At 47.4% G+C, this 19,985-nt stretch carries 21 protein-coding genes; 7 read left to right on the top strand and 14 right to left on the bottom strand.

The features are described 5' to 3' along the window. Positions 1-92: 92 nt before the first annotated feature. Together EOO50_RS15720 and EOO50_RS15715 are read left to right on the top strand one after the other, a co-directional pair. Positions 93-887 carry a hypothetical protein gene (locus EOO50_RS15720; protein WP_290841239.1) on the top strand — a complete coding sequence of 265 codons (795 nt, stop codon included), beginning with the start codon at positions 93-95 and terminating at the stop codon, positions 885-887. Between the two features lie 91 nt (positions 888-978). Then, positions 979-1,311 (top strand): YEATS-associated helix-containing protein, encoded by a 333-nt coding sequence (locus EOO50_RS15715; protein ID WP_290841238.1) that lies wholly within the window; start codon positions 979-981, stop codon positions 1,309-1,311. A 1-nt stretch (position 1,312) separates the two neighbouring features. On the opposite strand, the gene EOO50_RS15710 is transcribed toward EOO50_RS15715, so the two are convergent. The 6 genes from EOO50_RS15710 to EOO50_RS15685 form a co-directional block, all read right to left on the bottom strand. Next, entirely contained in the window at positions 1,313-1,762 is a 450-nt protein-coding gene (locus EOO50_RS15710; protein WP_290841237.1) for an SRPBCC family protein, read from the bottom strand. 260 nt (positions 1,763-2,022) lie between these two features. Next, entirely contained in the window at positions 2,023-2,517 is a 495-nt protein-coding gene (locus EOO50_RS15705; RefSeq protein WP_290841236.1) for a hypothetical protein, read from the bottom strand. A 2-nt stretch (positions 2,518-2,519) separates the two neighbouring features. Continuing rightward, on the bottom strand, positions 2,520-3,428 hold the full coding sequence (locus tag EOO50_RS15700) for a TIGR01777 family oxidoreductase (protein ID WP_290841235.1): 909 nt from the start codon (positions 3,426-3,428) through the stop codon (positions 2,520-2,522). 42 nt (positions 3,429-3,470) lie between these two features. Further along, on the bottom strand, positions 3,471-4,280 hold the full coding sequence (locus EOO50_RS15695) for a hypothetical protein (RefSeq protein ID WP_290841234.1): 810 nt from the start codon (positions 4,278-4,280) through the stop codon (positions 3,471-3,473). 52 nt (positions 4,281-4,332) lie between these two features. After that, positions 4,333-5,088 carry a DUF2071 domain-containing protein gene (locus tag EOO50_RS15690; protein WP_290841233.1) on the bottom strand — a complete coding sequence of 252 codons (756 nt, stop codon included), beginning with the start codon at positions 5,086-5,088 and terminating at the stop codon, positions 4,333-4,335. A gap of 135 nt (positions 5,089-5,223) precedes the next feature. Further along, the gene (locus EOO50_RS15685) at positions 5,224-5,727 is read right to left on the bottom strand and encodes a transcriptional regulator (RefSeq protein WP_290841232.1); all 504 of its coding nucleotides are present in this window, start codon (positions 5,725-5,727) and stop codon (positions 5,224-5,226) included. A gap of 146 nt (positions 5,728-5,873) precedes the next feature. On the opposite strand from EOO50_RS15685, the gene EOO50_RS15680 reads away from it, so the two are divergent. Further along, positions 5,874-6,248: a YEATS-associated helix-containing protein gene (locus EOO50_RS15680; RefSeq protein WP_290841231.1), complete on the top strand. Its 375-nt coding sequence runs from the start codon at positions 5,874-5,876 to the stop codon at positions 6,246-6,248. On the opposite strand, the gene EOO50_RS15675 is transcribed toward EOO50_RS15680, so the two are convergent. The 6 genes from EOO50_RS15675 to EOO50_RS15650 all read right to left on the bottom strand — a co-directional run bounded on the left by EOO50_RS15675 (position 6,243) and on the right by EOO50_RS15650 (position 12,095). Continuing rightward, the gene (locus tag EOO50_RS15675; RefSeq protein WP_290841230.1) at positions 6,243-7,007 is read right to left on the bottom strand and encodes a LuxR C-terminal-related transcriptional regulator; all 765 of its coding nucleotides are present in this window, start codon (positions 7,005-7,007) and stop codon (positions 6,243-6,245) included. The genes EOO50_RS15680 and EOO50_RS15675 overlap by 6 nt on opposite strands. Positions 7,008-7,175: 168 nt before the next feature. Then, entirely contained in the window at positions 7,176-9,203 is a 2,028-nt protein-coding gene (locus EOO50_RS15670) for a M3 family metallopeptidase (protein WP_290841229.1), read from the bottom strand. A gap of 209 nt (positions 9,204-9,412) precedes the next feature. Next, on the bottom strand, positions 9,413-9,895 hold the full coding sequence (gene purE / locus EOO50_RS15665) for a 5-(carboxyamino)imidazole ribonucleotide mutase (protein WP_290841228.1): 483 nt from the start codon (positions 9,893-9,895) through the stop codon (positions 9,413-9,415). A 122-nt stretch (positions 9,896-10,017) separates the two neighbouring features. Beyond that, a complete protein-coding gene (locus tag EOO50_RS15660; RefSeq protein ID WP_290841227.1) occupies positions 10,018-11,172 on the bottom strand; it encodes a 5-(carboxyamino)imidazole ribonucleotide synthase in 1,155 nt (384 codons plus the stop codon). Positions 11,173-11,270: 98 nt separating this feature from the next. Then, the gene (locus EOO50_RS15655; RefSeq protein WP_290841226.1) at positions 11,271-11,657 is read right to left on the bottom strand and encodes a hypothetical protein; all 387 of its coding nucleotides are present in this window, start codon (positions 11,655-11,657) and stop codon (positions 11,271-11,273) included. Between the two features lie 30 nt (positions 11,658-11,687). Beyond that, the gene (locus EOO50_RS15650) at positions 11,688-12,095 is read right to left on the bottom strand and encodes a hypothetical protein (protein WP_290841225.1); all 408 of its coding nucleotides are present in this window, start codon (positions 12,093-12,095) and stop codon (positions 11,688-11,690) included. Between the two features lie 138 nt (positions 12,096-12,233). Here EOO50_RS15650 and EOO50_RS15645 point away from each other — a divergent pair, with 138 nt between their 5' ends. Further along, positions 12,234-16,499, top strand: coding sequence for a CARDB domain-containing protein (locus tag EOO50_RS15645; RefSeq protein ID WP_290841224.1), 4,266 nt, complete (start codon positions 12,234-12,236; stop codon positions 16,497-16,499). A gap of 12 nt (positions 16,500-16,511) precedes the next feature. On the opposite strand, the gene EOO50_RS15640 is transcribed toward EOO50_RS15645, so the two are convergent. Further along, entirely contained in the window at positions 16,512-17,744 is a 1,233-nt protein-coding gene (locus tag EOO50_RS15640; RefSeq protein ID WP_290841223.1) for a cation:dicarboxylase symporter family transporter, read from the bottom strand. A 135-nt stretch (positions 17,745-17,879) separates the two neighbouring features. Here EOO50_RS15640 and EOO50_RS15635 point away from each other — a divergent pair, with 135 nt between their 5' ends. The 3 genes from EOO50_RS15635 to EOO50_RS15625 all read left to right on the top strand — a co-directional run bounded on the left by EOO50_RS15635 (position 17,880) and on the right by EOO50_RS15625 (position 19,401). After that, the gene (locus EOO50_RS15635) at positions 17,880-18,383 is read left to right on the top strand and encodes a hypothetical protein (protein WP_290841222.1); all 504 of its coding nucleotides are present in this window, start codon (positions 17,880-17,882) and stop codon (positions 18,381-18,383) included. An 83-nt stretch (positions 18,384-18,466) separates the two neighbouring features. Beyond that, entirely contained in the window at positions 18,467-18,901 is a 435-nt protein-coding gene (locus tag EOO50_RS15630; RefSeq protein WP_290841221.1) for a VOC family protein, read from the top strand. Continuing rightward, entirely contained in the window at positions 18,901-19,401 is a 501-nt protein-coding gene (locus EOO50_RS15625; RefSeq protein WP_290841220.1) for a DinB family protein, read from the top strand. The genes EOO50_RS15630 and EOO50_RS15625 overlap by 1 nt, the downstream gene beginning before the upstream one ends. Before the next feature lie 31 nt (positions 19,402-19,432). Here EOO50_RS15625 and EOO50_RS15620 read toward each other — a convergent pair whose 3' ends face one another. Beyond that, on the bottom strand, positions 19,433-19,831 hold the full coding sequence (locus tag EOO50_RS15620; protein WP_290841219.1) for a hypothetical protein: 399 nt from the start codon (positions 19,829-19,831) through the stop codon (positions 19,433-19,435). Between the last annotated feature and the right edge of the window lie 154 nt (positions 19,832-19,985).

Below are 19,985 nucleotides of genomic sequence, written 5' to 3'. Positions count from 1 at the left end.
TGATTTTTAGGAATTTTTCAACCGATCGACCACCTTATCAACATAGTCCGTAATTTTAGGTTATGAGTTTGGCGAAACGACTTTTCGATTTTATGATTGAAAGCAGCTTTATTGTGGCGTTGTCGGCGTTCGCATTGATTCAGGTCACGTGCATTCGGTTGGGATTGCCGATGGATGTCTCGGTGTCGGGATTCGGGTTTTTCGGCACGATCGTCGGCTATAATTTTGTGAAATATGACGCGCTTGCAAGAAGCGGGAAACCAACACTCGGACGAAAATTAAAAGCCGTCATCGCGTTGAGTTTCGCAAGCTTTCTCGCGACGGCGTATTTTTTCTTCCATTTGAACATACTCACGCAGATCGTTTCAATATTTGTATTCGGAATTACGGCGCTGTACACGTTGCCATTTTTTCCGAACAAGAAAAATGCGCGCGATTGGGCCGGGCTTAAAATTTACTTCGTCGCGATCAGTTGGGTCGGCGTCACGGTGATTTTGCCCGTATTGAATTTGGGTGCGCAAATGGATTTCGATTTTTACGCGATGTGCGTGCAACGATTTATACTGATCGTCGTGTTGCTTTTTATCTTCGAGATCATCGATCTGGCTTGGGACGATCCACATTTGCGGACCGTTCCGCAGCAAATAGGAGTGGAGCGCACGAAATGGCTTGGATTTGCGCTGATGATTGTCTGGTTTGTGCTTGAGCTGCCAAAATCGCATCACATCCCACTGGTTTCGTCGTGCAACATTGGTTTTGGCGTCGTGATCGTGGCTTTCCTATTTTTCGCGAATCAAGGTCGCGGCAAGTACTACACCACGTTTTGGGTCGAGATCTTGCCGGTTTTTTGGTGGCTGGCCTTCCTGTTTTTTGCCGAAATTCGTTAATTAAAATTGAGAATAAGTTAATTTTAACAAGTTCAATTTGCGAATATTTTACAGAATTTATACATTAGGTTTGCCCTAAAACTATTTTGCTATGGAAACTTTTTCACTTATGTTTTCACAAATCGACTTTTTCATTGCCATCATCATCAGCTCGGGAATCATTGCGGGCTGGATTTCATACATGACGGTTTCTCCGTTGCAGCAAAGACATCTTTCCAACAACATAAAAAGCATGCTGTTCGGAATCGTGTTCGCCTTGGTCAGCGGGATTTTCGTTCATGTGATCTACGGAAACTCCCTGAACGGAATCCCCGGAAAACTCGAAAGCATCTTCGTTTGGTGCGCGACTTTTTTGCCGGCTCTGATCATGTCGGTCGCTTACAATTTCCTGAGAAGAAAGGAAAGTTCCGCGATGGAATTTTGATTTAACCTTGGGCGAGTTTTTTGAGCACGGCATTTCGCCTTTCGATGAGCCGACGCAGGTAATTGCGCAAAATTAACGCGTCAAAGCATTTCCCGACAAAACCGAAAGGCGTGCGATATTCGATCACATCGATCATTACCGTAACGCCGTTTTCCTCGTTGAGAAAGTGTTCGTGCCGGAACGTTTCGAAACGTCCTGAAATCATTTCGTCCACAAAATAAGTTGGGACTTCCATCGAAGTAATTTCGCTTTGGTGCCGCAGTGTGAATCCGAAATGTTTCGCTTCCCATGTCACGGTTTCACCGAGTTCGATCAAACCGCTAATTCGCCCCGCGATGGCTTTCTCATTGGTTTGGCTTGTTGATTCCAGGTGGGCGTCGATGTTTCGGGCGAGGTCGAAAACTGTTTGCAAAGGCGCGTTTATTTTGGTTGTGAGGTGAAGTTTTGGCATTGGTTTTTTATTTGAGAGACGGGATTTTTTTTTGATAATAGGGTACTGTTTAGTTTAATTTTTTTGCCACGAAGGCACGAAGGCACGAAGGCTCGAAGTTATTGTTTTTTTTTGCACTCAGGCACTCAGGCACTCAGGCACTCAGGCACTCAGGCACTTTGTGAGAATTTTGAGGTTCAAAATCCGTACGTCCTAATTATCTATAATTCTGAAATCTGTAAATCTGAAATCTGTAAATCTGAAAATCTGAAATCTAAAACTCAACCTTTCAATCGATCCATCTTCAACGATATACGCACGCCCATTATAATTCCGTGGATGGCAACGGGAATGCAGCTGTAAATAAGGTAGAACAGCGACGTCGATATTGCATACCAAAATAATTGACGCGAGTTTGGGTCAGCGTCCGAATAAAGTAAATCCCGTGAAATCATATAGGAAAAACCATGCATCACCAACGCGAGATATAAAGTTGTCAAAGCGCAAAACATTCCCGCCAGCCAGCATAAGATCGGGAATCTGTAGATAAATCCCGCCGTCAGCCTGCCAAAGATTTGTCCGAAAAAGGTAAGCGAAGCCGCAAAAACCAACATGGCGATAATCTCGTCATATCGATAAGCGCCGCTGCTGCCCGAGTCGATCCAAGCGTAAACCACTATCAGCAAATCGATTCCGAGCGCGATTTTTGTCGCCAGATACGCTTCGGAACTACCGATACGCCTGACCTTTGCGAGTATTTCTTTTGTGTTTTCCATGATCAATGCGTTAAATTATACAAGGCTTTTTCAAGCGTTCCGTACACGAATTCGAAACCGTTTTCACGCAGTCTTTTGGGGATTACGTTCCGGCTTTTGAGTACGAGTTCTGTTTCGGTCCCGATGATTTTCGCTCCGAATTCAAGCAATTTCGTTCCGATCGGAATACCCGCACGAACACCCAAAATCTTGCGCAGCGTCTTCATGAACAACGCGTTTCGGATCGGTTCGGGAGAAACGATGTTCACGACGCCCGTGATTTCATGCTTGATGCAATATTCTACGGCGCGCGCAAAATCGACTTCATGGATCCAGCTGATGAATTGGCGTCCGTTGCCTTGTTTCCCGCCGAATCCCATTCTCGTCAAATTTTTGAGCGGAAGAAAAGCGCCTCCTTTCTTGCCGAGTACGATTGAAGTGCGCAATGCGGTTTTGAGCGTCTTCGGCGTTTCGGTCGCGAAAAATTCGGCTTCCCACGCTTTGGCGATATTCATTGAGAAGTCATCGCCGATTTCTCCTGTTTCCTCGTCCATTTGTTTGTCGAGCGAATGTCGGTAAATCGTAGAGGTCGCGGCGTTGAGCCAGTGTTTCGGCGGGTTGCTGCACGTTCTCACGGCAAGATTCAAAACCGCCGTGCTGTCGATGCGTGAATCGAGGATTTCTTTTTTGTTCGCGTCGGTGTATCGGCAATCGACTGATTTTCCCGCTAGGTTAATCAAAACATCGGCGTTCTCGAGTTCGTGTTCCCAACCCGTCATTTTCTTGGCGTCCCAATTTATGAAACGCACGTTTCCTTGAACGGCGGCTTTTCCACGAGTCAGGATTACGATTTCGTCGAATTTGTTTTTGAAGTGATTGGTTAGGACTTGGCCTAGAAATCCGGTGCCGGCGGCGATGATGAGTTTTTTCATGATGAAGTGCAATGTGCAAAGTACAGCGTACAAAGCGGTTCGTTAAAAGAGAAAGAATAGGAATAGAAGTCGGTATAAGATCCAGGTTGCGCAAAGAATTTTCGGCAGACCGAGAAGTTCGACGCGGCGAAAGTGCTCGATAAACATGATCGTCGCGACGAGCAAGAAATAGTTCGTTCCGACGAATTCATTGATGTGGAAGAACTCTCCCGCGATCAACATCGGCGTCAACAAAATCGCTCCGAAGAGTGAAACCGTCATCAGATTTCCCGCGTAATTCACGATCGTTCTTACATCGTATTTAAATAAGAAAATTGCCTGGAAAACAATTTGCGCACTTGCCAAGACCAATTCCGTTGCGAGGTTGTTGCCCGCGATTTTCGGAAGGAAAGCGGCGTAGGCGTGGAGCGTGATCGCTGTTAAGAATGTTGCGAAAATCAGGTACGCGATTCGGTACTTGAAATTGAAATCGGGTAGACATTCGACGTGCTTCGTCGTATTTTTCGGGTTCGGCATGATCACTTTTCGGTTATAAGAAATAAAGCTGTAGACTTTTCTGAGTCCGAAATGTACAGGCGCAAATTTGCTGATTTTCGCGATCCAAGGGAATGAATTTCCCAAAACCGCGAGCAAACTGTCGATCCCGTAAATCGCTTTTCCATTTTTAGTATCGACGAGCGCGATCTCGTTCGCGGCGCGGCTGACGTCAATGTATGGGCATGATTGCATTTGGGAAAACGGTTTCTTGCCGTTTGCGTCGAGCATTCCGGCTTTTACGAAACCGGCCGTGTATACGCGGCAAAGCGGGCAATCTTCGTCATAGATCAGGGTTTGGTTGGCGAGTGTTTTCATGGTTTTTAATTTTAAACTTTCAGAAAAAATTGAAACTTTTTAATAAAAAAAATCAGTTTGTGATCTTTATTTTGTTTTCCACCGAGATATTCGATCCGTCGGCCAGAAAAACCGAAACGGGTTCCAAATCCTTGAGGAATGCAAAGTCGTTTCCGTAAACCGCCTCGAAATCCACGTCGATCTTGTAATCGGTAACCTCGAATTGCTGCCAGCGCGGATGTTTGACTTCATATTCGAAACTCGTCGCCGCGGTTTGCCTTGAATATCCAAAATAATGTTCGGTGATGAATTCGGTTTCAGAACCTTCAAGAATGTCGGCTGAAGACTTTTTCGTGTCGACTGAAAACGAATTCCATTTCACGTTTTTGCGCCATCCGAACTTGTATGTTTTGCTGTTGTCGGATTCCGAAAATTCGTGCATCATCGGCAAACGCTCATATTTTTCACGGTAAAATGTGTTGGCGATGAAAGCGATCGCGCTTCTCGGAACGATTTCCTTGACAAACACGACGCCGCGTTTCCACTCATTTCCATCCAATCTTTTTACGTAGAATCGGATGTTGACTTCCTCGAAATTCACATGTCCCGGAACTTTCACGCCGAACACTTTCGTTTCGAGAAACAAGAAAGCGACGAGACTTAAATAACATTTGCCGTTCCATAAATCGAGTTCGGTTCCGGCGGGCAGATACGGTTGCAGCACGTCGGGAGAAACTTCGTAGTTCGCGAACGCCAAATGCCGCCATTGCGCTTTGAGAAAGCTTTTTGCTTCGTTGTTTTTGCGGTAAAATGGGATAAAGCGTTTCATGTCTGTTTTAAACGTTCAGAAAATAATGAAATAAATTTGCGTCCTTTTTCGAAATTTTTACTTACTTCCGACCTCAAGACCTTTAACTTTCGACTTTCGACTTTCGACTTTCGACTTTCGACTTTCAACTTTCAACTATTTCATTATTTTCAAAACCAGTTGTGCAAGCCAATTGTCCTTGTATTCAGTCGCTTTCTCAAGCATATTGTCGGCTCGTAAAACGAAGTCGTATAATTTTGCAGTCTGTTGCGTGAAATGTTTTGTTTCGGCCGAAGTTCCCGCGTCTATTGAAGAAACGTCCTTCAAAACCTTCAACGCCGGTTTGATCTCGCGTTTGCTGCGTTCGCGTGCGATTTTCACGGCAAGTTCGTCCAAATCCTTCTCGGCCGAGAAATATTCCTTGCGCTCCCCGGGTTTGTATTCCTTGAAAACGATTCCCCAATCCATGAGCCCGCGCAGGTTCATGCTTGCGTTTCCTCTCGAGATCGACAAATCCTCCATGATTTCTTCCATCGACAACGAGTCGGGCGAGATCATCAACAACGCGTGGATTTGCGCCATCGTCTTGTTGATTCCCCATTGGGAGCCCAGCGAGCCCCAAGAATCTATGAACCGTCGTTTTGCTTTTAAAAATTCCATAGACCAAAAGTACATTTTATTTTTAAACTTTCAAATATTTCTGAAACTTTTTTTACGTCCATTGATTTCGCCAAAAAATCACTATAAATGGGTATTGGTTGCAATTTGCGAATTCGGCACCTTTGAGACTTACTATTCAATACATTATGCTAATTGCCCTGTTGCCCGAAGAATTGTCGGCTCACCCGTACTTACTGATCATCGTTTTCGTATTCGCGGGAATACTCGGTGGGATAGTCGGGTATCTTATGAACAATGCGACAATTAAATGGAGAGGCAGCGAATTTATGCGTAGCGTAATGTTCGGGATGTTGATTTCAGGATCGGTATTTATGATTCTTGCCTTTATGTATTCCGAATTGTTCTCGCCGAAAGCCGAATCCATGCTCAACTATCTATTGGCCGGCTGTATCTGTTTCATGGTCTCGGTGATTTTCCTGATGTTCGGTTACCGCTCGCTCATGCGGATCGCCCAACAGAAAAGAAAAGAGCCGCCGTTGCGTATCAAATCCGAGTTATAGCAATCCCTGCGAAACTACTTTCATCGCAAGTTCAATCGTATTCTTGGTATTTGTTTTCGCGAGAATGTTCTTCCGGTGCGTGTCGACCGTATGTTTGCTTATGAAAAGTTTCTTCGCGATTTCCTGGCTTTGCAATCCCTGCAACATGTATTGCAGAATTTCCTTTTCGCGTTTGGTGAAAACTTCGGCCGTTTCTTTATAAACTTCTTTGACGTTCACGTCGATGTACGACGGTTCGCCGTCAAGCCCGATGAATGAAAGTACCGATGTCGTGCTTTTCTTCAAATGCGAAATATCGGTGTGAACGCCCATGGTCACGAGCAAATTGTTGTTTCCTTCAAACTGCATCGCCACGACCTGTTGTAAAATCCTCACGTAATGCCCGCTTTTATTCATGATGCGATAATCGTAGCTCATCTTGTATTTTCCGACTTTGTCATTCGGAAGTTTCTTGACGAATTCTATAATCGCCGATTCGTGGTTCAGGAAAACCGCCTGATCGTCAGGGTGGATGCGCGACATGATCAGTGGAACGGTTACTTCTTCAGGCTCAAAACCCAAAACAGTCTTCGTTCCCGGACTTATATAACTGAAAGTCAAATTTTTGATGTCGAAAAAGTAGAAGTAATAATTTCCGACATGGAAGATATCGAGCAATTTTTGATGCAGGCTCAAGTCGAAACTCTGCTCTCTTGGCTGCGCGTCTCTCGTTATATTATCCCAAACTTTCTGGGCCTCGTTGTAAAATGATAATTCCATTGTAGCGTGATTAGGGCGCGAGGCCGCAGATTGACACTGGAAAATCTTTACGGTGTGGTATTCCCGAAAGTGTTTATAAATATAGTTGTTTTTGTTTAGGGTTTCGCGTTTAAAATTGTCGATCGATGAACGCGCGCAACCCTAAATTCTAAACCCTAAACAAATCAATCAAAGTAATCCCGCACGCTTCAACAAAGCATCCGGTTTCGGTTCCTGGCCGCGGAAACGTTTGTACAAGATCATCGGGTGTTCGGTTCCGCCTTTAGAAAGTACGTTTTCCTGGAATTTCTTCGCGACGTCAGGATTGAAAATTCCCTGTTCCTGAAAGTATTCGAAAGCGTCGGCATCCAAGACCTCGGCCCATTTATAGCTGTAATAACCCGACGAATAACCGCCTTGGAAAATGTGCGAAAACGACGTACTCATCGCGTTTTCTTTCACGTCGGGATACAATTGCGTCGTCGCGAACTGCTCCGATTCGAACGCTTTCAGATCGGTAATGCCGCTTGGATCCTGCGAATGCCAGCCCATGTCGAGCAAGCCGAAACTCAACTGTCGCAGCGTCGCCATTCCTTCCTGAAAACTCGCCGAATCCTTTATTTTCTTGATGTATTCGGTCGGAATCACTTCTCCCGTTTGGTAATGGTGTGCGAACAACGCCAGGGCTTCGGGCTCGTAACACCAGTTTTCCATTATCTGGCTTGGCAATTCGACGAAATCCCAATAGACTGAAGTTCCCGAAAGGTTCGGATACGTCGTATTGGCCAACATTCCGTGCAACGCGTGCCCGAATTCATGGAACAACGTCGTGACTTCATTGAACGTCAACAATGACGGTTTCGTCTCGGTCGGTTTCGTGAAATTGCACACGATCGAAACATGCGGACGCTCGTTGTTTCCACCGATTACGTATTGGGATTTGTACGATGTCATCCAGGCGCCGTTGCGTTTTCCTTTTCGCGGGAAAAAGTCGGCGTAGAAAATCGAGACGAGATTTCCGGCGATGTCTTTCACTTCATACGTTACGACGTCAGCGTGGTATTTGTCGATGTCCTTGATCTCGACGAACGTCAATCCGAACAATTTATTCGCGACCGTAAACGCGCCTTCCAACACATTTTCGAGCTTGAAATACGGCTTGAGTTTTTCGTCGTCGAGACTGAACAGTTTCTGTTTCAATTTCTCGGAATAATACGCGCCGTCCCATTTTTCGAGTTGTTCGATGCCGTCGGTTTCTTTTGCGAACGCTTGCAGATCGGCGAACTCCTTTTTGGCTGCGGGAAGCGCTTTCTCCATCAATTCCTGCAAAAACGATTTCACTTTTTCAGGACTTTCGGCCATTCTTTCTTCCAAAACGAAGTTCGCATGAGACGCGTAACCCAACAATTTAGCGCGGTCGAAACGCAACTTCGCGATCTTCAAGACGATTTGCTGGTTGTCGAGTTCATTGTTCTGGAAACCTTTCGCTCCGAACGCGATCGCGAGTTTTTTGCGCAGTTCGCGATTGTCGGCGTATGTCAAAAACGGCACGTAACTCGGGTAATCAAGAGTAAAAATCCAGCCGTCCTTGTCGTGGCTTTTTGCCGTTTCCTTCGCGGCTTCGATCGTGCCTTCGGGCAAACCTGACAAATCCTTTTCGTCGGTGATGTGCAGTTCGAAAGCGTGCGTCTCGTTCAATACGTTTTCGCCGAATTCAAGACTCAGTCTCGACAATTCCTTATCGATTTCACGCAACTGGTTTTTCTTTTCTTCTGACAGGTTCGCTCCGTTTCTCGAAAAGCTTTTGTATTGCTTGTCGAGCAAAGTCGTCTGTTCGGCATTAAGGTCCAAAGATGCTTTCTGGTCGTAAACGGCTTTCACGCGCGCGAACAATTTCTCGTTTAATCGCACGTCGTTTCCGAATTCCGACACCAAAGGCGAAACTTCCTGAGCGATTTTCTGGATCTCGTCGTTGGTTTCAGCCGAATGTAAATTGAAGAAGATATTCGATACGCGATCGAGTTGGTCGCCGCTGAACGACAGCGCTTCGATCGTGTTCTCGAAAGTCGGCGCTTCGTTGTTCGATGTTATTTCGTCTATTTCCTTGCGCGCGACCTCGATCCCTTGCTTGAAAGCGGGCAGAAAATCGTCGGTCTTTATTTGGGAAAACGGCGCGGTATCGTGTTTGGTAGTGAATTTTTGGGTGAGTACGTTCATTTAATGGACAATTGATAATGAATAATTGACAATTCGTGCTTTCAGCGATTACTGCTTAGCCCTGATGCAAGCGGTTAGCCTTTTGAACGCAAACCGTTGCGGTTGCCGCGAATTTTGGCGACCGGAGGAAGCCAAAAAGGCGCGTTGCAAACGCCGGTTTTGCGGAGAAAGTTAATAGCGGCAGCAGGAAATTGCTTCTGGAAATAAATTTAAGATTTTAAACCGTTCGATGCCTTCAGAACCGCCTGTTTTAACCCTTCTTTATAATCTACGATTTTTTGAAGTACGTCTTTGTCGGCGCTTCCGATGATCTGGGCCGCGAGAATGCCCGCGTTTTTCGCTCCGTTCAAAGCGACCGTGGCAACGGGAACGCCTCCGGGCATCTGCAAAATCGACAACACCGAATCCCAACCGTCGATCGAATTGCTCGATTTCACGGGAACGCCGATAACGGGAAGCGGCGACATCGAAGCCACCATTCCGGGCAAATGCGCTGCGCCACCGGCTCCGGCGATAATGACCGAAACCCCACGGTTGTGCGCGTTCTGGGAGAAGTCGAATAATTTTTCAGGCGTTCTGTGAGCCGAAACGATGTCGACTTCCGTGTCGATGTTGAACTCTTTTAATATGTCGATGGCATCTTGCATGACTGGCATGTCAGAGATGGAACCCATTATGATGGCGACTTTCATACGTTTAATTTGAAAATTTGAAAATTCGATAATTTGGAAATGACAATCGTAAAGATTAAACAGGCGTTAACGCTATCGCGAACCCCATTTTCAAATTTCCAAATTATCCAATTTCCAAATTGTTATTGACTGACTACTTTAATTGTGTTCTTCACGGTTTCCGCGATTCGTCTCGCTTCACCCATATCTTCATTCACGATCGTAACATGTCCCATTTTTCTAAACGGGCGCGTTTGTTTCTTTCCGTAAATATGTGGTGTCACGCCCTGAATTCCGAGGATTTTTTCGATGTTCTCGTATTTCACGTTGCCTGAAAAACCTTCGGCTCCGACCAAATTTACCATAATTCCCGCGACTTTGCTCTCAGTGTTTCCCAAAGGCAAATCTAGAATGGCGCGTACGTGATTTTCGAACTGGCTCGTGTAACTGGCCTCGATCGAGTAGTGGCCCGAATTGTGTGGACGAGGCGCGACTTCATTGACCAAAATCGCATCGTCGTCCGTCTGGAACATTTCAACGGCGAGCAACCCGACGTGGTCGAATTTTTTGGAAACTTCGAGTGCGATCAGACGCGCTTTTTCAGCGACTTCACTTGAGATTCTCGCGGGACAGATGACGTATTCAACCTGATTCGCCTCAGGATGGAATTCCATCTCGACGACGGGATACGTTTTGATCTGGCCTGATGCGCTGCGTGCGACGATGACCGCGAGTTCGTTTTTGAACGGGATCATTTCCTCGGCGATGCATTCGACTTCGGGCAGGTTTTCGAGATCCGACAGTTGACGAACGACTTTCACGCCGTTTCCGTCATACCCGAATTCGGCGCTTTTCCACACGAACGGAAACTTCACGCCACCCGATCGGATCGTCGCGACCAATTCGGAAATGCTGATGAAACGCTGATAAGGCGCCGTCGGAATATCATATCGTTTGTAGAAATCCTTCTGGAAACCTTTGTTCTGTATTTTCTTTAGTGTCTTTGGCGACGGAAAGACCTTCACGCCTTCCGATTCCAATTTTTCAAGCGCTTCGACGTTCACGAGTTCGATCTCGAAAGTCAAGACGTCGACCTTTTTCCCGAATTCATAAACGGTGTTGAAATCCTGCAGATCGCCCTGGAAGAATTTGTTGCACGCGATCACGCATGGCGCTTCGTCGCTCGGGTCAAGCACGTAAGTCTGTATGTCGAACTTGCGGGTTTCGCTCAGGATCATCTTGCCGAGCTGTCCGCCGCCAAGAATGCCAAGTTTGAAATCCGAAGAAAAATAATTCATGTAGTCAGGTGTTGTTTACGCACACAAAGATAAGGCTTAATGTGTAAAAAGGGAAACGCGCGCGTTATTAAGTCGTGACGTGAATGCGAAGTTTCGTCTTAGTGGAAAGCGTCGGCCGACAGCGATTCAGTCAACGACATTCCGGGCTCGAGCGTCCCCGTTTTTTGACCCGCGACCGAATCGTTTACCGTAATCCGTAGCTCGTAAGTTGCAGCCGCGTCGCCCGTGTTCGAAAGATTCGTGTTCAGAACGGCCGTAAATGGAAGGTTGACCAAAACGTATTGCGACCAACCCGGAGCGGCGGCCTGCTGGGCGACCACAGCCTGTTCGCCGTTGAAACCTTTGAAGTCGATCGTGGAAATAATATCCGAAGATGCCATGACCTGATACACGACGCGAGGTCGCCGCGCCGTATCGTCGTTATTGCACGAAAATAAAATTGTCGCAAAAGCTAAGAGAAGAAAATTCCAGGCTTTGGTTTTCATGTAAAATGATTTTCGCGCAAATTTAGGGCATTATTTTTTTCCGTGCCCTTTTTGATGGCCGCGTCCTTTATTTTTTACGACTACGACTTTTTTAGCGGGTCCTTTGTGGTATTTCACTTTGTGGACTTTGTAGTTCACGTAGGGCGAACGGCCGTGGTAATCGTTGATCACATACGTTCTGGTGCGCGACGGAACATACGTACGGTACGCGACGGGCAAGTTTCGTGAACGGATCCAGTTCCCATTGTTGACGTAAATATATTCGGTGGTTCGGATATCGTAATACGAATCGATGTCGGGCAGATAATAGTATTCGGTTCCCGCAGGAGTGGACGGCGCCCAAGCTGGAGGTGTTCCGACGTTTACATTGACTGAAACCTGTGCCGATGAGAACCAAAAGCAAAGCAATAGAACAGTAGAGGAGATTAATTTTTTCATGTCGTTTAAGTTTGCCTCAAAGTTGATGAATTTTCCTGTAAATTTCTTACAGCACCAACCGCGAGTGTTACAAAATTATAAGGTTGATAGTGAGCGAACAGGCAAATTATTTTTTATCATTGTATCAAACAATTTCAGATGAAGAATTTTTACTTTTCGATCACGTTTCTGATTGCGGGACTTGTCGCGTTTGCCCAACAATCAGTTCCTTACGATATGAATTTCGAAAGTCCGACGCCGCCTGCGGGTTGGACGCATTACGCGATTTCAGGCAATGATGACTGGATGTTCGGCCATCCGTACGTCGCCTTGACGCCCGAAAGTAAAGGTTGGGAAACCAATCTGGGGAATAATTACGCAGTGGAATTATCAGATCGCGCGCTCGAGACGCCGGCTTTTGATTTGAGTGGCAGTTCGGCCCCGCTCGCGCTTTCGTTCCGCCATGTGACCGACGGGAATTCACAATTCAAATTCTACCTCGAATACACCATAAACAACGGAACGACTTGGACATTGCTCAACACCGCGTTGACGACCAAGAAGAAGAATTGGCAAACGTCGGCAGGATTTTCTACGGCGTATTCGACGTTCCAACAATCGTCGGTTTTGCTTGACGCCGTGCAAGGACAATCGAACGTGAAATTTCGTTTTCGCGTCGTCACCACGGGAAGCAGCACGTTCGATAACGGTTGGATCATCGAGGATTTCTATGTCGGGCCCGAGCGTTTCAATATCGTAGCGGGTCAAGGGAACGAAGTCGTTTCGTCACCGAATTGCCCTTCGGTAAAAATCGAATACAACATGGCGTTCCAAAACGAATACGGCCAGTACGCGGCGACGCAAACCGCTTATTATTGGTCTACGAACACGACGCTTGACGGTTCCGATATCTTACTGAACACAGTCAATACTTCAATCGCAGGAAACGCGACCGTAACCCAGACATTCAATGTTCCGCAGGGCTTGACTCCGGGCATGTATTACATCATTTATAAGTACGATAATTTGAATGTCGTCGTTGAATCGAACGAGGTTGACAATGTTTCGTACACGCCTATCCACATAAAACCGATCGTGTCGCTTCCGTATTTCCAGGATTTCGAAGATCCCGCTGCCGACAACTGGTCCGTCAACTGGCCGTATGCGTTCGAGCCTTCGATTTGGGAATTGGGCGAGGGTACGCGCCATCATCTCGAAGGAACGTATTCGGGCGAAAAGGCTTGGCATACGAGCAAATCGGCTGATTTTTCGTGGTCCGACGATACGTTTCCGGAATACATCGGGACGCATTTCGTCGAATCGGGTTATTTCGATCTGACTACCGCAACCGGCCCGATCACGATGAACTTCTGGTTCAAGGACCATTACGACACCGGAATCAACTATTACGACAACGAATACAAGATCGAATACAACCTTAACTGCGCAACGAACTGGGTCGAATTGGGCGTAATCCCGCAAAACACTGACGACGAGTGGGACTCGTTCAACCTTGAGCTCAACGAGATCGCGTCGAATGAAACCGTCAAGTTCAGGATCAGCTTCCACTCGAATTACCTGAACCCTGAAGGCGTGATCGTCGACGATATCTACATCGGCCCGAGCAAACCCGATTTGTCGATCGAACGCCGACAATACCTGCGATACACGACTTCGAACGATTCACAAATGACGTTGAAATACTATTTGATGAACAGCGGAAACGTCGATGCTCCGGCAACGAACATTCATTTTTATTGGTCGGCGAACAACGTGTTCGATCCTTCCGACATTTCGCTCGGAACACATTCGCCAAACGCTTTGGAAGCTGGTCAGGACGCTTGGAACGAGTTTACTTTTACCAAGCCGCAAACCGCGGTCGGAACCTACTATGTTTTTTATGTGATCGACGAGACGAACGCGATCGACGAAATGCGCGAATCCAACAATTCAAGCTATTTCACGCTTTCGCAGACCGCTCCGGTTGCGGTTCCGTATGTGACCGATTTCGAATCGAACAGCGCAGGTTGGGAACATAATTCGGATATCGGCGCCGACGACTGGCAGTACGGTACAGTTCCTCAAAACTCAAATCTCGGACAGGCGTTCTCCGGAACGAAGGCATTCTGGGCGCAAAACACGAACGGAATCCTGACGTCGATGAGCCGCATGCAATTGGTTTCTCCGGTTTTCGATTTGACGGCCTACCAAAAACCCGTCATCGAATTCAGCATGCAACTTGACAGCGACGGCGGTTGTTATTGTTTCAATGGCAGCACGAACATGAGTTATTCGATCGACGGAGGCGCGACATGGACGGTTTTGGCGCCCGTGAACGAAGCGTACAGCCGTTGGTACAAATGGAAAGAATACAACGTTTATTCGGCTACCGACGATTACGAAGGCGTGAATTACAGCGAAATCCTCGACAAGCCGAGTGAGAACACGTTTGCAACCGCCAGGCAATTCAACGGGCGCGATGTGGATCGCCTCACATACTATGCGATGGACGCCGAATTTTTGCAGCAACACGACAACATCCGTTTCCGGCTAAGCACGGCCACGTTGCTCAACGACGGTTCGATCAATAGTGTGGCCAAGGGAATCATCGTCGACGATTTCAAGATCCGCGAGGCGTTCGTCGATTTGACCGTTCCGCAAACCAAGCAACTTTTTGCGAGCGATCTGTCGGATAAATTGGGGATTACGATGTACATCAAGAATCTGGGCAACGGCAGGACGACCGCATCGACCGCGAAATTTTATCTTTCGACCGATGTAAATCCCGACGCTTCCGACCATTTTCTTGGCGAAGTCGCGGTAAGCCAAATCGCGCCCGACACGAAATTCTATCTCAACAGGCAATTTGACGTGAGCGTCGCTCTTGGCGATTACCAATATCTTGTCTACAACGTCGATGCGAACAACACCAACGCCGAATCGGACGAAAATAACAATACCGGCGCGTGGCCGTTGATGACGCAGGGCATCACGCAATATCCGTACATCAACAATTTCGACGCCGATGTGATTGACGGCTGGAACGCGCGATCTGAGGAAGGTTTCGCATCGGGAATTCCCGACGTTTACCGCATGCGACACAATAAATCGCTCGCGAATCCATCGTATTTCCATGAAGCACAAGGCGTTTGGTTTACGGAGCAAGTCCCTGCGGGCAGTTTCAACGAATATTATACGCCGACGTTTTATTTGCAAAGTCCGTCGTTCGATTTCAGCACCGCGACCGAACCGTTGTTCATCGCCTTCGATTTCTTCATGAACGGCTCGTTCCAAAACAACGGCGGAAACCTCGAATATTCTACCGACGGCGGCAACACCTGGGCGTTGATGATCATGAGTATGGGCGCGTCCACGAACTGGTATTCCAGCAATTCGACATTCGCGTTGCAGGACATGAACGGGCAGCCGGGCTGGAACAACAATGGTGGCGACTACATTTGGAAACGCGCGACGTTTAACCTCGCTTTCCTCAACGGCCAGACCGATGTCGTATTCCGATTCAAGCATTACAGCAATTTCACGTCGATGAATGCGATCCCGATGGGTTTCCGAATGGACAATTTCACGATTGGAAGCGCGACCGATATCAATCTTTGTTTGGCCGATCTGCCTTACAACAACGATTTCAGTACGTTTCCGGGTTCGTGTTGGAGTGAATCGAACAACAGTACGTTGGCCTCAGGCGAGAACAACCAGAACGGGGAATGGGTCGTGGCGACGAACTTCGCGAACGGCGCATCGAATGTGTCGGCGAAAATCAACCTCGGGCCTGCGACTCCGGCTGTTGGCGATTGGCTCGTCTCTCCCGATTTCGACATCGACGGCACCGACATGCCAAACCCCAACGGAACGCCTGCCACGACATCGTTTCTTGCCAAATTCAAGATCGCGCTGACCCAGCAAGGCAACGTGTCGACGACTTCACTCGATGCCGACGATATCGTGCACTTCGTATATTCCCAAAACGACGGGCCGTGGACGATCTTGCGCACTTGGAATGCCGCGACGCCAATTTCGGCTACAGGTGAACAAATCCAGGTTCCGGTGGAACTTTCGGGCCGCGTCAAGTTCGCGTTCTGGGCATCGAAAGGCAGTACGCAAACCGGCAGCAACGACTTTTTCCTCGACAATTTCCAGTTGATGCAGGGTTCGTTGGGCGTGGTCGATCAGCAAGAAATGCAATTGCGTTATTTCCCGAATCCGATCACCGATACTTTTACGTTAGAGGCCGCGACCGACATCGAGTCCATCAGCGTGTTCACATTGAGCGGGCGCAAAATTGTCGAGGTCGAACCGATGTCGACAGGTGCCGAAATTGACTTATCCGATTTGTCGGCGGGATTCTATCTCGTCAAGATCGAGTCGGGCGGGAAGACGAAAACGTTGAAGGTCGTCAAGAAATAAACAGGAAGTATTTTACAGAGGGGAATTTTCCGGTTCAGCAAGGGCCGAAAATTCCCCTTCGTTTTTAGAGATCACGATCGCCGCGACGCCATTCCCGATAAAATTCGTAATCGCGCGCGCTTCACTCATGAATTTATCCACGCCGAGCAGAAACGCCAAGCCTTCGATCGGGATTTTGTGGACCGCGGTGAGCGTCGAAGCCAACACGATAAATCCGCTTCCGGTAACTCCCGCGGCGCCTTTCGAAGTTATCATGAGCAGTCCGATAATAGTCAAAATTTCGCCGAAAGTCAGATGCACATCGTACAATTGCGCAAGGAAAATCACGGCCATCGATAAATAAATCGACGTGCCGTCAAGGTTGAACGAGTAACCCGTCGGCACGACCAAACCGACTACCGATTTGGAACAACCCATTTTTTCGAGTTTTTCCATGAGGTTCGGCAAGGCGCTTTCAGACGAAGAAGTTCCAAGCACGAGCAGCAATTCGGCCTTTATGTAGTTAAGGAAATCGAGTATCCGGAGTTTGTAATATCGCATGATGCTGCCCAAAACGACGAAAATGAAAACCGCCATCGTGATGTACATCGTGAGCATTAGTTTTCCGAGCGGAAGCAATGTCTCCAGCCCGAACTTCCCCACCGTGAACGCCATTCCGCCGAAAGCCCCGAGAGGCGCGAAATACATTACGAATTTTAATGCGAGGAATACATATTTCGAACAGACATACAGGAAATCGACGATCTGCTGCCTGTTCTTGAGATAATTCACGATGATCCCGACGACGATCGCCGCAAGCAAAACCTGCAACGTCATGTTGTCGAAGAAAAATTTAAGCCAGCTGAATTCGCTTTCGCCCGACGTGAATTTACTCGGATCCTGAACCTGCAAACCGCTTCGGTCAATCTTTCCGGGTTCGATCACGAGCGCCACGGCGACACCTATCGCGAGCGCGAACGTCGTTACGATCTCGAAATACACGAGCGATTTGATTCCGATTCGGCCCACTTTTTTCAAATCGCCCATTCCCGCGATTCCCAGAACGATCGTGAGAAAAATAATAGGGACGATGAAAATTTTGATGATATCGATGAACGTATCGCCGATCTCCTTCATCTTGACGGCTGTTTCAGGCGCGTTGTGACCGAGCGCGGCGCCACAAATGATGGCGATCAGCACCCAAAACGTGAGGTTTGTGAGGACTTTGAAAGCGAGCGAATTTTTCTTCGGGATGGTTTCAGGCATGTCACGAATTTAAGTTTTTCCGGCCAATAACAAACAAGTAATGCCGATGTCGCGAATTACCCTGCAGGTTGTCGTATCTCCACAGCGCCGAACCCGATTGGGATAAGTACTTTTATTATAACAAATTACACTACTATGGAAACGCTAAAAATAAATGTGAACGACAACCGACTTTTAGGCTTGATTACCTTATTCGACCTGCATACCGATTTTTACGATCGGGTGCTCGACGGAATTCCCGATGAGGCCGCCCAAAACCGCCTCGGCACGAAAGCGAACCACATTGCATGGCTAGCGGGAAGCCTGCTTCAGGAACGATGTGAATTGGTCAATTGGTTCGGAGGTGATTTTCATCAGAAGCATCGCGAACTTTTCGACAACCACAAAGGAATACAGGACGGTTTGGATTATCCGTCGCTCGAAGATTTTAAGCGGGATTGGAAGAAAGTCTCCCCGATTTTGCGCGACATCTTATCAGCGCTGACTACCGAGAAACTCGATACGACATTCGATATGGAAGGCATGAAAATGACCAATTACGAATATGTTTCGTTCGATATTTATCGGGAAGCGAACTGCATCGGACAAATCGCGCTCTGGCGAAGATTGCTTGGCTTTCCTGCGATGAAATACGAATGAACCTTACACGGAAGACAAAATTTCAAATCAACAACCGAGGCACAACCGAACTGATGGAGCGCAGCGGAATAAATCAGCAAAAAATGAAAGCAGTAAACCCTTACCTCAATTTCCAAGGCCAATCAGAACAAGCCTTTAATTTTTACAAATCCGTATTCGGCGGCGAATATTCAGCTTTCGTGCGTTACGGCGACATGCCGCAAACTCCTGACCAGGAAGGATGCGCCGGTATGATATTGCCTGATAAAGACAAGATCATGCATATTTCATTGCCGTTGCCCACAGGAAATACCTTGATGGCGACCGACGTAGTGGGAAGCGAAGAATTTCCGTTCCTTCCCGGAAACAATTTCTCTATCAGCGTAAGCGCCGACAACACCGACGAAGGCAAAAAACTGTATGACGCGCTATCAAAAGACGGAAACCCGATGATGCCATTCGCTCCTGCCGACTGGGGCGGACATTGGGGAATGCTCGTTGACGCTTTCGGAATACAATGGATGGTAGATTGTGAATGATGGAAAACCTAAAAAACAAGATTCAGCCGACGTTCGATGCGATGGCAGCGGCGATTCGAAATACGCCCGATTCAGAATTCAACAACGTTCCGTTTCCTGGAAGCTGGACACCGGCGCAGGCCGCCCAACATATAAAACTTTCGATTCAAAACCTGCCCGGAATGTTGCAGGGTAAAACCGAAGCATCCGATCGGAAGCCCGACGAGAAAGTAAAAATGGTCGCCGACGTTTTCCTGGATTTCGACACGAAAATGAAATCGCCCGAATCCATCGAACCCCAAATGCGCGAATACGACAAATCAAAGATGTCGGAATTCTACGAAACGTTCGGAAGCCAATTGGAAGACGTGGCGAACCGATTGGATTTGTCGGAGATTTGCCTCGATTTCGAAATTCCCGTTTTCGGCCCGATGACGCGACTCGAATGGATAGCGTTCGCATTGTTCCACACCCAGCGGCACACGCGCCAAATTGAGAATATGAGTAGTGAACGTGTATAAAAAAACTCCGGTGTCGGCCGGAGTTTGAATTTTAGTCTGACAAGTGCATCGTTTCAGTATCACCCGCGAAAATGTAGATATTGTTGCCTGTGCTGCCGTTTGGCGTAACTACCGTACAACTAGCTTGGCGATCATCTGACGTCGGGTTTGAAATCACGAAGTCGGCGTTCGCCTGATAATTCTCAGGAACGTCCTGTACCGTTATTGACCATGTCGATCCTGAGATGTTGTTGACAGTCGTGAAATTTCCATCGGCTTTGCGATATGTTACTGAATTCAAAACCAGACCTGCATCCATCGTAACCGAATAGGTTGCATCTTGATTGGTTGGGTCGGGATTCGAAGATCCGCCGTCATCGCTACTGCAAGAACTAACTGTCATGGCTACGATCGCCAATAACATGAAGCCCATTTTTTTAATTGCTTTCATATTTAATTTTAAGATTAGTGCGCCAAATATCAACAAAATCTTTGGTTCGCAAAATGTGCAGATGTTAAAAACTGAAATTTATTTATAGTCGCGCGAGTAATCGTTTGGCCGCCGACCGATACGCCGCCGAATGATGCTCGTAATCTTTCGACAA

The sequence above is a fragment of the Flavobacterium sp. genome (assembly GCF_004211145.1).
GTDB lineage: Bacteria > Bacteroidota > Bacteroidia > Flavobacteriales > Flavobacteriaceae > Flavobacterium.
Note: the sequence above shows the minus strand (reverse complement) of the source record. Positions and strands in the feature narration are given on the sequence as shown.

What these genes read in the sequence shown, in the direction of transcription:
- EOO50_RS15625 (WP_290841220.1), top strand. Translation starts at nt 18,901, where the DNA reads ATGGAAAACCTAAAAAACAAGATTCAGCCGACGTTCGATGCGATGGCA.
- EOO50_RS15695 (WP_290841234.1), bottom strand. Translation starts at nt 4,280, where the DNA reads ATGAAAACACTCGCCAACCAAACCCTGATCTATGACGAAGATTGCCCG.
- EOO50_RS15650 (WP_290841225.1), bottom strand. Translation starts at nt 12,095, where the DNA reads ATGAAAAAATTAATCTCCTCTACTGTTCTATTGCTTTGCTTTTGGTTC.
- EOO50_RS15655 (WP_290841226.1), bottom strand. Translation starts at nt 11,657, where the DNA reads ATGAAAACCAAAGCCTGGAATTTTCTTCTCTTAGCTTTTGCGACAATT.
- EOO50_RS15680 (WP_290841231.1), top strand. Translation starts at nt 5,874, where the DNA reads ATGCTAATTGCCCTGTTGCCCGAAGAATTGTCGGCTCACCCGTACTTA.
- purE (WP_290841228.1), bottom strand. Translation starts at nt 9,895, where the DNA reads ATGAAAGTCGCCATCATAATGGGTTCCATCTCTGACATGCCAGTCATG.
- EOO50_RS15675 (WP_290841230.1), bottom strand. Translation starts at nt 7,007, where the DNA reads ATGGAATTATCATTTTACAACGAGGCCCAGAAAGTTTGGGATAATATA.
- EOO50_RS15700 (WP_290841235.1), bottom strand. Translation starts at nt 3,428, where the DNA reads ATGAAAAAACTCATCATCGCCGCCGGCACCGGATTTCTAGGCCAAGTC.
- EOO50_RS15670 (WP_290841229.1), bottom strand. Translation starts at nt 9,203, where the DNA reads ATGAACGTACTCACCCAAAAATTCACTACCAAACACGATACCGCGCCG.
- EOO50_RS15660 (WP_290841227.1), bottom strand. Translation starts at nt 11,172, where the DNA reads ATGAATTATTTTTCTTCGGATTTCAAACTTGGCATTCTTGGCGGCGGA.
- EOO50_RS15685 (WP_290841232.1), bottom strand. Translation starts at nt 5,727, where the DNA reads ATGGAATTTTTAAAAGCAAAACGACGGTTCATAGATTCTTGGGGCTCG.
- EOO50_RS15720 (WP_290841239.1), top strand. Translation starts at nt 93, where the DNA reads ATGATTGAAAGCAGCTTTATTGTGGCGTTGTCGGCGTTCGCATTGATT.
- EOO50_RS15645 (WP_290841224.1), top strand. Translation starts at nt 12,234, where the DNA reads ATGAAGAATTTTTACTTTTCGATCACGTTTCTGATTGCGGGACTTGTC.
- EOO50_RS15620 (WP_290841219.1), bottom strand. Translation starts at nt 19,831, where the DNA reads ATGAAAGCAATTAAAAAAATGGGCTTCATGTTATTGGCGATCGTAGCC.
- EOO50_RS15715 (WP_290841238.1), top strand. Translation starts at nt 979, where the DNA reads ATGGAAACTTTTTCACTTATGTTTTCACAAATCGACTTTTTCATTGCC.
- EOO50_RS15640 (WP_290841223.1), bottom strand. Translation starts at nt 17,744, where the DNA reads ATGCCTGAAACCATCCCGAAGAAAAATTCGCTCGCTTTCAAAGTCCTC.
- EOO50_RS15635 (WP_290841222.1), top strand. Translation starts at nt 17,880, where the DNA reads ATGGAAACGCTAAAAATAAATGTGAACGACAACCGACTTTTAGGCTTG.
- EOO50_RS15690 (WP_290841233.1), bottom strand. Translation starts at nt 5,088, where the DNA reads ATGAAACGCTTTATCCCATTTTACCGCAAAAACAACGAAGCAAAAAGC.
- EOO50_RS15705 (WP_290841236.1), bottom strand. Translation starts at nt 2,517, where the DNA reads ATGGAAAACACAAAAGAAATACTCGCAAAGGTCAGGCGTATCGGTAGT.
- EOO50_RS15630 (WP_290841221.1), top strand. Translation starts at nt 18,467, where the DNA reads ATGAAAGCAGTAAACCCTTACCTCAATTTCCAAGGCCAATCAGAACAA.
- EOO50_RS15710 (WP_290841237.1), bottom strand. Translation starts at nt 1,762, where the DNA reads ATGCCAAAACTTCACCTCACAACCAAAATAAACGCGCCTTTGCAAACA.